The following is an 11,530-nucleotide window of genomic DNA, read 5'->3' on the forward strand; positions in this document are numbered from 1 at the left end:
CAGCTAAATTAGCACTCAGGAGTTGAGAGTGCTAATTCGATGGATTTGCGTGAGAATCCAAAGCACGATCGATTGAGTTTGGACTCACGTACCGACCGAGTTGCATATTGCGATCGAGACGCGAGCTAAACCCAGTTTGTGAGGTTCAACATCGATTGGCGATGCCGGGTGACGACAAAAACGATTGACGTGCTCGCTCAACAAACTCTTTATCGAGTATCAGTTTACCCTGTAGTCTGGAGTATTTATATATGGCAGCCGTATCTCTGAGTGTTTCCACTGTTCAGCCTCTGGCAGATCGCGTATTTGTCAAAGTGAGTGCCTCGGAGGAGAAAACAGCCGGTGGGATTCTTCTACCCGATGCCGCAAAGGAGAAGCCCCAAGTTGGAGAAATCGTTCAAGTCGGGCCTGGCAAGCGTGCTGATGATGGCTCTCGTCAGGAACTCGATGTCAAAGTGGGCGACAAGGTTCTCTATTCCAAGTACGCTGGCACGGACATCAAACTCGGTAGCGATGAGTTCGTTCTCCTCTCGGAAAAAGACATCCTCGCCATTGTCAGCTAACAAGTTCTGCGAGCGCAAGTTATCGGCGAGCGATCGATAACAACGACGCACATTAACGATATTCGATCGTTAATCCCCTCATCGTTTCATTTCCAAATCCTCACAATCCTCAAAAACTAAAGACTATGGCAAAGCGTATTATCTACAACGAGAATGCTCGTCGCGCCCTGGAAAAGGGTATGGACATACTGGCGGAATCTGTTGCCGTCACCCTCGGCCCCAAAGGTCGGAACGTGGTTCTAGAAAAGAAGTTTGGCGCGCCCCAAATCGTCAATGACGGGATTACGATCGCCAAAGAAATCGAACTCGAAGATGGCGTTGAAAATACCGGCGTGTCCTTGATTCGCCAAGCCGCTTCCAAAACCAACGATACCGCTGGAGACGGAACCACCACCGCGACGGTTTTAGCCCATGCAATGGTCAAAGAAGGTCTGCGCAACGTCGCCGCCGGTGCCAACGCTATTTCCCTCAAGCGCGGCATCGACAAAGCAACGGGTTTCCTGGTAGACAAAATCGCCTCGCACGCCCGTCAGGTGGAAGATTCTAAAGCGATCGCCCAGGTGGGTGCCATTTCCGCCGGTAACGACGATGAAGTCGGGCAAATGATTGCCGATGCCATGGATAAGGTGGGTAAAGAAGGCGTGATTTCCCTCGAAGAAGGCAAATCCATGACCACCGAACTGGAAATCACCGAAGGGATGCGCTTCGATAAGGGCTATATCTCTCCTTACTTCGCCACCGACACCGAGCGCATGGAAGCGGTTCTCGAAGAGCCGTACATCCTGATGACGGACAAAAAAATCAGCTTGGTACAAGACTTGGTTCCCGTCCTCGAACAAGTTGCGCGTTCGGGTAAGCCTCTCTTAATTATCTCTGAAGATATCGAGAAAGAAGCCCTAGCCACCCTCGTGGTGAACCGTCTGCGGGGCGTGCTCAATGTGGCTGCCGTCAAAGCCCCTGGATTTGGCGATCGCCGCAAAGCCATGCTCGAAGATATCGCCGTCCTCACCGGCGGTCAGGTGATTGCCGAAGATGCTGGCTTGAAGCTCGATACGGCCAAGCTAGAAATGATGGGTTCGGCCCGTCGCATCACCATCACCAAGGACAGCACCACGATCGTTGCCGAAGGGAACGAAGCGGGTGTCAAGGCTCGTTGCGAGCAAATTCGCCGTCAAATGGAGGAAAGCGATTCTTCCTACGACAAAGAGAAGCTACAAGAGCGTCTGGCGAAGCTCGCCGGTGGTGTGGCCGTGGTGAAAGTCGGTGCGGCCACCGAAACGGAAATGAAGGATCGCAAGCTGCGCCTCGAAGATGCCATCAACGCCACCAAAGCGGCGGTGGAAGAAGGTATCGTTCCTGGCGGCGGTACGACTCTGGCACATTTATCTCCCGGACTCGAAGAGTGGGCCAATAGCAACCTCACCGATGAAGAACTTACCGGGGCATTGATTGTCGGTCGTGCCTTGTCTGCACCCCTCAAGCGCATCGCCGAGAACGCCGGACAGAACGGTGCGGTGATTGCCGAGCGCGTCAAGGAAAAAGACTTTAACGTCGGCTACAACGCGGCAACCAACGAGTTTGTCGATCTCTTCGATGCCGGTATCGTCGATCCCGCGAAGGTGACTCGTTCCGGGCTGCAAAATGCAGCTTCGATCGCTGGAATGGTGCTAACTACCGAGTGCATCGTCGTCGATAAGCCCGAACCCAAGGATGGCGCACCGGCAGCCGGTGGCGGCATGGGCGGCGACTTCGACTACTAAGCCGTTGAAGTTGGATTAAATTAAGCTGAAGGGAGATGGTGCAATGTGCTGTCTCCCTTTTTTGGCGATCGTATAGATATTTCGGATCGCCATCGGTAGGGATACTCCCCCTGTGCAGTGGCGTCAACTTAAACAATGTGGTCGCGTGTCAAGCGTCAATGATATCCTCCTGAACGCCCGGTCTTGACCCGAGACAAAGGTCGACGACCGGACTTCCTCTTATACGCGGGGGCACTTCGACAGGCGAGCGCGACCGGGGGCGTTACGCCCCCGACGGGAGGGCGAAGCCGAAGGCGGAGGGTTGGGGGGAGACCCCCCGATTCCGGGTTCTGCTTTGTCAATAATTGAGATATTGACAAAGCAGAACCCACCTTAAGTTGACACCACTGTCCCTCTGTATATACCCCGTTGTACCGGGAAAACCAGGGAGGTTTTATACTTTTTCATAATTTTGGAACTCGCAATAAGCTGAATGCTTGCCATTACTGAATCAAAAGTTCCACCAGTTTCTGAGTAATGGGAAACCCCGTCTGTTTCTCAAAATGGACGAACATCGGACTGGGATTGGCTTCCAAAAAGATGTATTCTCCCGCCTGAGTTCGCCGCCAATCGATCGCCGTCCAGGCTAACTTCAAAGTTCGGGCAATCGCAAGGCATTGCTGTCGTACCGATTCAGGCAACTCGATGGGAATGAGTTGGGCTTGGGGATCTTGGCGAAAATCGAGAGATTCGCTGCGAATTTCGGCGGTATAGACTTCATCGGCGATCGCGTAGCTGCGAATATTCGTACCGGGGATATAAGCCTGAATCGTAACTGGAGAGAGACTCAGTGCCGCTTTGAGCCGTTCGGGTTCTAAGTGTCGATCGCTGACTAACTGGGTGTGCGCGCCGCCGTAAACGGGTTTGAAAATAACCGGATGATTGATGCTCGCAAAGGCGGTGACTTGCTGCGGGTCGTTACTAATGAGAGTGGCGGGAATCTTGACCCCCAGTTTCCCGACGGCGTGCAGTTGTAGCGGTTTCTCTTTGTGGAACTGGTAGGCATCCCAAGAGTTAATCCAGCGTGCGGGGATGGCTTGCAGGAGCGATCGCACCGTACTCATGGAATCGTTGAAGGCGATACGATGTCGATTAGCATCTGACATTTCCCGAATGCCTACCCCGGTAAAGGTTCGCCAAAATACGCTGTGAATCTCTGACAAGGAAAATGGGCTGCCGTTTGGTAAGGTCAAAGACCCTTTATCCGTCTCGGGTTGCCAAGATAGCCGCAACTCGGACGGAAATTGGCTCGTATCGAGATACTCAACTCTGACTCCCGCAACCGTCAATGCCTGCTTCAGGTGTCTGGCATGGGCATCTTCGGCATTTCCCAAAATCAAAACGTTCATTTAGAATGTGGGTTTTGACGAATCATTAACGATTAAGCGTTACTATTATGAAGTAAATAATTTAATTCGCTATCGAGCCACTCTTTAAACATTCGATTTTGAATCTTTTGTTTGTGATAAGTGGTGAGTTCGGCGGGGAGAAACTCTTCAACAAGAAATAAATGATAGCCTTCTTCGCTTTGCAGGGGCCCGATCGTCTCTCCTAGCTTGGCACCAAAGACTGCCGCAGCGATCGTGGGTTTGAGACTCCAACGCTCGACTTCTCCTTCATAGCCACATCGATGTCGCCGTTGAGCATCGATATCGTACAAATGTGCTGCTTGATAAAAGCTAATTTCTTGCTCTTCAATTTGGTAAAAGAGTTCTCGGGCGAGGCGATCGTAAGGAACGATAATTTGATAGAGCAAGATGCGATCGTAGTCGATTTTATTTTGAACGAAAAACTTTTCAGCTTCTTTTGCAAATAAATACTTTGCGAGCTTTTTCTCTAGCAGCCAATCGCGAATTCCCGCTTCCCAATCCTCAACGGTTACCATCAAATCTGACAGCCAAGCTAAAGTATCTTCAGATCGTTCCAATCGTTTATCGCGACGAATGCGATCGGCTTCTGCTTGCAGTTCTTCATCAGAAATACTCAATTCTCGTTCTTGAGCAGTTTGCATGATAATTCTTTTGTAAAGTATTTTGTTATAAATACTTTTAAGTTTCGTTTCTTTTTTCAAAGAAATAATAATATCTTCGGGTTCGATCGAAGTAGAAAGAATATCCGTTGTCATTATCATGTCGATCTATTTTTATTCTAGAAGGTGAATTCAAGAATCTAGCTTTAACAAAGTGCTCGATCCCGATCTCAGCGGAAAAATATCGACCTTAATTTTCTTTTTCTATTACTTAGAAATAAAATAAAAAATTAGTTAAACTTTATTGAAAGTCTAACTTAAAACGATCGAAAGTCTAGCTTTTTGCTTGATTCTTGTTAGTTTTGTTAGCAATATTATATCAAACTAAACTCTTTTTATGATGATATAGAGTCAAAATTTAACGATTTTTTAAATCGTTAAATTTCATGGAAAGGAAGTATTTAATAGTTATAGAGATATCCCATAAATATTAAAGTCTAATAAAATCTAATGGGTATGACTGACCCCTGGTTCTTAAAATTTTCAAGACGCGAACCAGTCTCAAATCTGCCCGAGCGTGGATTCTGATATCGTGGTGAAATTATCGAGAGTCAGTATGCTCGGTCCTGTTTCGGTAGAACCCAAAACGCTTCCAAGGACGATCGTTTCAGACCCGAGTTGCATCCCCACGACGGTATCGAGAATGCCGTCACCGTTTGTATCGAACACATCTAGCACGATGTCCGAAACGGCCCCAACGATACCGATTCGATCGCCCTGAGTGGCATTAAAATCAGTAATGACATCCCCTTCCAAGAGATTGCCGCTGGCTGCATCGGTTCTCAACACGAAAGTATCCGCTCCCAAACCCCCGGTTAAGGTATCTGCATCTAGATCCCCCACGAGCAGATCGGCACCATCACCACCAGAAAGAACGTCATTGCCGCGACCGCCTCGAACCGTGTCATTACCCGTTCCCCCATCCAAGACGTCGTTTCCCTGATTGCCATTGAGGTAGTCGTCACCGAAGTCGCCGAAAACGACATCATCTCCGTTGCTGCCGAGAAGTACGTCGTTTCCCCGCCCCCCGGCCAGGGTGTCGTTTCCGTTTCCTCCATCGATGAAGTCGTGGTTCTGATTGCCATTGAGGTAGTCATTATCCTCGCCACCGTACAGACCGTCTGCACCATTACCGCCGAGAAGTACGTCGTTTCCGGCATCTCCCATCATTTGGTCGTTTCCCGAGGTTCCGGCGATCGAATTATCTCCACCATCTCCTAGAAGGACGCTATCGACGATCGGAACCAGTGGCAGCACCTCTGGCATTATTTCTGCATTGGATGTATCGGTATTCGTATCAGCCGTGGCATGGGTCGTGGGTGAGTCGTCAGCCGAAACGCTCGCACTCGCTCCGGCAACAGCAGAATCACCCACCGGTGCCGAGGCTCGATCGTTGCTGTTACTCGTTTCTCCCGTCGCGGATGTGGCACTGGCACTACTGCTGCTTTGAACCCCATTTTCATCAATACTGGCGCTGGCTTCGGCGCTGCCGCTACTGGTTTGAGGTGTGCTTGTCTCTTCCTGGTTGATATTCGAGGTTCCACCGCTACTTCCATCAGGAGTGGGGGGTTGATTATCGCTAGGGTTACCCCCGCCGTGACTATTAAAATCATTAAAGCCCGGCATCGAGTTACCGAGAGGATTCATCGCCGGGTCTGCGGGAACGTTTGCCGTGGCGTTGGTAGCAGCTCCGTTGTCGGTAGAAAAACTGGCGTTGGCACCGGCACTGGCAGAAGTTTCGCCGGGGACGAAAGTACTTTCGCGACTGTTGCTAAGAACTTCCCCAGTACTCTCATCAGTTACGGTGGCACTACTTTGGGCTGCCGCACCGCTATTGTCGATAACAATACTCGCACTGGCCGAGCCGGAAATTGATGGATTGGATTCGGGCATAATACTGCACCTTATCTGAATGCAACAATGGTCAAGAAAGGGTTTATAGATATCCTTTTTGACGATGGGCGATCGCGATCTAGGCTGGCTCGGAAGCAACCGATCGAAGATTTTTATAACGGTCTCGTGCTTTGAGTTTGCGATCGGGATTCAGCGCACGATTTCAGAGCTAGATCTGGTTACGATCGAATCGGGTATATTTTAGATTTCGATCGAGTTTTCAAAAACTTAGAGAAACGAATTTCGATCGAGCCTTTTTATCTTTCGAGTTAGCTTTTAGAAAAAGCGAAAAAAAGAATCAATACTTAAAATCTCACTCAAACACTCAAAAAAATCTAAAAGGGAAATCGCAGAAAGCGATCGGATCGATTTAACTTTCTGCGATTTATTGATAATTCTAATCGATCTAGATCGGTCAGTCTATCGGAATAGCTTAGGCTCGTTGGTCGGCTATACCGATAGCACTTTAAACTTTCTACTAGCTAATACCAATAGAGGCGTTGGCGAAGCCAGAGTAGAATCCATCTTCGGCGAAGACACCGGCTTCAGCACTACCTGCAGCATCGTCATAATGACCGGCGATGGTGAAGCTTGCTTCAGCATTCAGCACAACACCGTCAACGTTGGCTTCGCCGCTGATATCGATGTCGACATCTACATCAGAATCGAAGTCGATGTTCACATCTTTGTCGAAATCGATGTTGGCAAAGGTACCACCCCAGCCGCCGACAACTTTGGTCTCTTCGGAAACGATTTCTAAGTGGTTTAGGTCAGAAATAATCATTGGTTTGCTCCTTTTGGAATCTGAGTGTTTTGATTTAGATTAGCAGTTTTAAGTTGTCTGCTGCTCATGAACTCAATATAGCGATAATTTCTAGATCGATGTTGCCATTTTGGCATTTTGTTTGAATTTGTTTTTCAAGCATTGCTATATACATTAATATGACGATCGAAAATAATAAATAAAGAAAAACACGCGAACCCCAACAAGCAAAGCTTGTCACAATATGGGCGATCGCGCGGTAGTTTGATATTGATATTAAATTGTTTAGAGGCGTAACAATTTTAAATAACAGTTAAAAACAAGAGCATTCGATCGTTGACTGATACAACGATACTCGAGCACTATACCGAAATCGAGATCGGCAAAGTTGCCAAAATGGCAATTATCGCAATCCATCGCCCTTTAAGGTTGAGAGAGTCTGGGGGGAGCAGAATGTTTTTTGGAAAATCTCGGGACGTGCATTCCAGGGACATCGAGATCGCGTCCTACGGCCAACGTGGCAATCGCCCTTGAAACCACGATTTAAAAAAAGACGTTAACAATGAGTAAAGATACTAGTGCCAAACTTTCTCCTCCACGAGATCGGGACCGCTCCCCGACGTTTCCCATCCTCCTCAATCTATTAACTCGAATTGGGGCACAACCCAATGAGGCAAGCCAGTTTGCCGCCGACTTTGAAATCCAATCTCTTCAGTTGGGCGACGAACTCCTCCTGCCTTTTCTAGCAAACGACGATCGACTCTCCATTGACTCCACCGAAAATTTTGCCTACCTCGTGTGTGAGGGACGGGTGCGATTGCTCGGTTTCGACTCCTTGCGGCAGCGAGACGTATCCGCAGCCGTCCTCGAAACGGAAGATTGGTGCGGGGGAGACGAGTGGTTTTCCGTTCTCGAAGGAGGATCTCCCGTGGTTCCCTATCGGGCGATCGCTGCAAGCGATGCTCGAGTTGCCCGTATTTCCTACGCCAAACTTCAGGGGTGGTTGGGGCGCATCCCGGCGTTGCAAAACCACTTACAAGAAGACACTCGGCGACGGCAGTGCCAGCTATTCTTCAAAACCCTCACCAACGCCCGATCGCTGAAAACCCATCAAATCGAGCAACTGCTGCCCTACCTTGCCGAAGCGCGCCTCGATGCCGGAACCCCCTTAGCGGCTGCCACGCCCTCAGAATCCGGCCGTTTCTGGCTGCGGGGAGGACGCATCGAGTGCGAAGTGGGAGAAGATGCAAACCTCGAACCCACTCAACCCGACGCACCCAATTGTGCGGGTATCGAGTGGGGCTATCCCCAAAACATCCCCAACGGCTGGGTCGCCCGCACCGATGTTTGGATTTACCACCTGCCCCTAGAGGCGATCGAAGAAGTCAAAGCGATCGCCCCGGTTTTGACCGGAGCCTCCGAAAGCGACACGAAAGCCTCCCAAAATGGACATTCCCCCCCCAAGGTGGTACGCCCTCCGAAAAACCCGGTACAGGTTCCGCCCACAGCCACAGCCACCGAGAACGAAGCCGGAGCCGCCCAACAAGCCCAGAAAGCCAAAGAAAAAGCCCCCATCGTTTTTCCAAAACCCATCGGCCGCCGGGTGATGGACGTGCTGGCGCGATATCCCTTCGTGCAGCAGCAAAGTTCTTCCGATTGCGGGGCGGCTTGCTTGGCGGCGATCGGGCAATATTGGGGTAAGCGCTTCAGCATTAATTTCGTACGCGAACTCGCTGGGGTAGGGCGATCGGGTGCATCTCTCAAAGGACTCGCCAAAGCAGCCGAAAGCCTGGGATTCCAGGCTCGACCCGTCCGCGCCAGCCTCAGCAAACTCGCCGAAAGTCAAAATCCTTGGATCGCCCACTGGCAGGGCATTCATTACGTTGTCATCTATAAAGTAACCAGTCGCCGCGTCCTGGTTGCCGACCCTGCCAAAGGGAAGCGATGGGTTTCGCGCAAAGAAATGCTCGATAGCTGGAGCGGTTATGCCCTGCTGCTCGACCCTACCGATCGCCTCAAAGCCACCGAAACCGAACAACGCTCCCTGGGGAAGTTTGCCGTCGCCCTGTGGCCCTACCGCAATTTGGGCTTGCAAATTATCGCCGTCTCGATTCTGTTGCAGCTCTTTGCCCTGGTCAATCCCCTGTTCACCCAAATTATTCTCGACCAGGTGGTAGTGCAAAAAAGTCAAAATGCTCTCACTGTCTTTTGCTTGGGAGCGTTGCTTTTCGGCATTGGCAATATGGCGATGTCCGGAGTGCGCAAATATTTGCTCGCCTATCTCTCCAACCGACTCAGCCTCACTCTGGTTACGGGTTTCATCTCTCACGCCCTCTCCTTGCCTTTAAAATTCTTTGAATCTCGCCGGGTGGGGGATATCACCACGCGGGTTTCGGAAAACCAAAAAATTCAGCGGTTCCTGATTTCCCAAGTGATGTTGGCGTGGTTGAACTTCGTCACCGGCATCGTCTATCTGGGGCTGATGCTCTACTACAACGCCCGTCTGACGCTGTTGGTGCTGGCCCTGATTCCGCCGATGGTGATTTTTACCCTCATCGCCACCCCGTTCCTGCGCAAGTTATCGAGGGAACGCTTCAACGCCGCTGCCGACCAAAACTCGGCAATGGTGGAAATGCTCACCGGGGTTCCCACCGTCAAAGCCGCTGCCGCCGAACGAGAGTTGCGCTGGCGCTGGGAGGATTTGTTTACCCACCAGCTCAACGTCCGATTTAAGGGGCAAAAACTGGGCATCAGCTTGGAGATTATCAGCGGTCTGATTAATGCCATTGGGGGAATTGCCCTGCTGTGGTATGGTGCGAGTCTCGTGATTAGTGGGGATTTGACCATCGGTCAGTTCGTAGCCTTCAATATGATGAAAGGCAAAGTTCTCAGTCCGGTGATGGCCCTGACAAATCTGTGGGACGAGTTGCAGGAAGTCTGGATTTCCGTCGAACGCCTCAACGATGTTTTTGCCACGGAACCGGAAGAAACTCCCGGAAATCATTTGTTGGTGTTACCCCGGCTGCGAGGAGAGGTTCGCTTCGAGAAAGTGACGTTCCGCTATTCGGAGGATGAAGACCGAAACACGCTGCAAAATCTTTCCTTCGAGGCGCGGCCGGGTCAAACCATTGCCATTGTCGGTCGTAGCGGTTCGGGGAAAACGACGTTGGTGAAACTCCTCCAGGGGTTGTATCACCCTACCAACGGTCGCATAACCGTTGACGGTCACGATTTGCAGCATGTTTCTCCCCAATCGTTGCGATCGCAGTTGGGGGTTGTGCCTCAAGATTGCTACCTCTTCTCTGGGACGATCTCCGAAAATATTGCTCTGTACACCGAAGACGTACCCCTAGCTCAAATTATCGAAGCGGCCAAACTCGCCGAAGCCCACGCTTTCATCCAAGATATGCCTCTGGGCTACAATACCAAAATCGGGGAACGAGGCTCGTCTCTGTCGGGGGGTCAGCAGCAGCGGATTTCTATTGCTCGGGCACTATTGGGGGAACCTCGCATTTTGGTTCTCGACGAAGCCACCAGTTCTTTGGATACGGAGTCGGAACGGCGGTTCCAGCAAAATCTGGAGCGTATCAGTCGCGAGCGCACCACCTTCATTATCGCCCACCGCCTCTCTACCGTCCGCAACGCCGATCTGATTTTAGTTCTCGATCGAGGTTTACTTGTCGAACAAGGCAATCACGAAGCGCTCATGGCTGAGGAAGGACTGTACTACCACCTGGCCCAACAGCAACTGGATTTGTAATTAGGATGAGCGATCGCAGCAACAGTAATCTCGATGGCGATTGCCTTCTTGGAGAGTGGCAGAAGGTGAATAAGTTGCTTTTGGAGAATTTAGCTCGATCGAACAGGACTTACACAAGGCTTCGACTTGTCGGGTGGATTCAGGTACGAAGCGCACCGCCCCTGGATATGTAGATATATGTGCGCGTGCATGGGGAGTCCGATCGAACATTTCTAATCAACAACCCTGCCCGGAGAGCAGGGCAAACGCATCTAATATTCTAGAAGTCTTACTCTCAAAAGATTTTAAGCTTAGCGATCGCAAATACTTATTGCATGACTCTCATTCCCAGTCGCTATTTCAAATAAGATGCATTAGAACCAGTCAAGAGAGCGAATTATGTTTACAATTCGTTGCAAACGGCTTCGATCGTTCGAGCGAATTTATCGCTAAAAACCCTTGCTATAGCAGGAACTAAAGCGTATTCATTCGTCCAAAAACCCTCAATATCATAAGTAAAAGCTATGAGAGTGATACTATTATCCAATCTCATATTGGTTTACAAAAAGCAACAATGCCGTTAATCTAGTTATAGAAGGCAAGCAAATACCGCCTGCCCTTCAAGAACCTTGAAAAATAAATAACCATACAGCAATCATGACAACCACCATTCAGCAGCGCGAAAGCGCCAATGTGTGGGATCGGTTCTGCAACTGGATCACCTCCACCGAAAACCGGATTTAT

The 11,530-nt window shown here is 50.1% G+C and carries 8 protein-coding genes; 3 read left to right on the forward strand and 5 right to left on the reverse strand.

The annotated features are described in order from the left end of the window. The first annotated feature begins 251 nt into the window (after positions 1 to 251). Positions 252 to 563, forward strand: a complete 312-nt coding sequence (gene groES / locus IQ235_RS07765; protein ID WP_264320911.1) for a co-chaperone GroES — start codon at positions 252 to 254, stop codon at positions 561 to 563. 125 nt (positions 564 to 688) lie between these two features. Continuing rightward, complete coding sequence (gene groL / locus IQ235_RS07770; RefSeq protein ID WP_264320912.1) at positions 689 to 2,323, forward strand: chaperonin GroEL; 1,635 nt, start codon at positions 689 to 691, stop codon at positions 2,321 to 2,323. 482 nt (positions 2,324 to 2,805) lie between these two features. Here groL and IQ235_RS07775 read toward each other — a convergent pair whose 3' ends face one another. The 4 genes from IQ235_RS07775 to IQ235_RS07790 all read right to left on the reverse strand — a co-directional run bounded on the left by IQ235_RS07775 (position 2,806) and on the right by IQ235_RS07790 (position 7,068). Next, a complete protein-coding gene (locus IQ235_RS07775) occupies positions 2,806 to 3,711 on the reverse strand; it encodes an MvdC/MvdD family ATP grasp protein (protein ID WP_264320913.1) in 906 nt (301 codons plus the stop codon). 32 nt (positions 3,712 to 3,743) lie between these two features. Continuing rightward, entirely contained in the window at positions 3,744 to 4,487 is a 744-nt protein-coding gene (locus IQ235_RS07780) for a peptidylprolyl isomerase (protein WP_319592558.1), read from the reverse strand. Between the two features lie 405 nt (positions 4,488 to 4,892). Then, positions 4,893 to 6,284 carry a calcium-binding protein gene (locus IQ235_RS07785; RefSeq protein WP_264320915.1) on the reverse strand — a complete coding sequence of 464 codons (1,392 nt, stop codon included), beginning with the start codon at positions 6,282 to 6,284 and terminating at the stop codon, positions 4,893 to 4,895. A 478-nt stretch (positions 6,285 to 6,762) separates the two neighbouring features. After that, on the reverse strand, positions 6,763 to 7,068 hold the full coding sequence (locus IQ235_RS07790; RefSeq protein ID WP_264320916.1) for a hypothetical protein: 306 nt from the start codon (positions 7,066 to 7,068) through the stop codon (positions 6,763 to 6,765). Positions 7,069 to 7,609: 541 nt separating this feature from the next. Between IQ235_RS07790 and IQ235_RS07795 the strand changes: the two genes are divergently transcribed. After that, positions 7,610 to 10,807, forward strand: coding sequence for a peptidase domain-containing ABC transporter (locus IQ235_RS07795; protein WP_264320917.1), 3,198 nt, complete (start codon positions 7,610 to 7,612; stop codon positions 10,805 to 10,807). On the opposite strand, the gene IQ235_RS07800 is transcribed toward IQ235_RS07795, so the two are convergent. Continuing rightward, on the reverse strand, positions 10,808 to 10,963 hold the full coding sequence (locus tag IQ235_RS07800) for a hypothetical protein (RefSeq protein WP_264320918.1): 156 nt from the start codon (positions 10,961 to 10,963) through the stop codon (positions 10,808 to 10,810). Positions 10,964 to 11,530: the final 567 nt, after the last annotated feature.

This window comes from Zarconia navalis LEGE 11467, assembly GCF_015207075.1.
GTDB classification, from domain to species: Bacteria; Cyanobacteriota; Cyanobacteriia; order Cyanobacteriales; family Geitlerinemataceae; genus Zarconia; species Zarconia navalis.